This window comes from Vogesella sp. EB, from assembly GCF_001037925.1.
In the GTDB taxonomy this organism is placed as follows: Bacteria; Pseudomonadota; Gammaproteobacteria; order Burkholderiales; family Chromobacteriaceae; genus Vogesella; species Vogesella indigofera.
On the sequence record NZ_LFDT01000069.1, the window covers coordinates 1 to 472 of the forward strand.

A 472-nucleotide genomic window follows, 5' to 3' on the forward strand; every position below is an offset into this window, starting at 1 on the left:
GCGTCGCCATACCGCCATCAACAAGGCATTCAGCACCAGCTCTCTATCGATACGTGACTGCATCGACCAGCCAATGACCTGTCGCGAGAACAGGTCGAGCACCACAGCCAGGTACAGCCACCCCTCATGCGTACGGATATACGTGATGTCGGTCACCCGGGCTTTATTCGGCGCATCCACGGTGAACTGGCGCTGCAGGTGGTTCGGCGCCACCACTGCGGGCCGGCCACGGTAATGCCCCGGACGTCGGTGGTAGCCCGTCTGCGAACGTAGTCCCTCCTGCTTCATCAGCCGGGCCACGCGGTGTTTGCCGCAGCGCTCGCCCAGAGCCCGCAGATCGCCATACACCTTGCGGTAGCCATAGACACCGCCACTCTCTAGCCAAGCCTGCTTGATTTGCCCCAGCAAGCGTTGGTCTTCGCGGGCACGGGGTGAATGCGGGGACGCTTTCCAGGCGTAGTAGCCACTGGGG

Annotated in this window: 1 protein-coding gene; it reads right to left on the minus strand. The window is 62.9% G+C overall.

Annotated features, from left to right (window positions below; translation table 11 throughout):
* A partial coding sequence (locus tag ACG97_RS16760; RefSeq protein WP_047968523.1) for an IS3 family transposase occupies positions 1-472 on the minus strand: 472 nt, incomplete at both ends.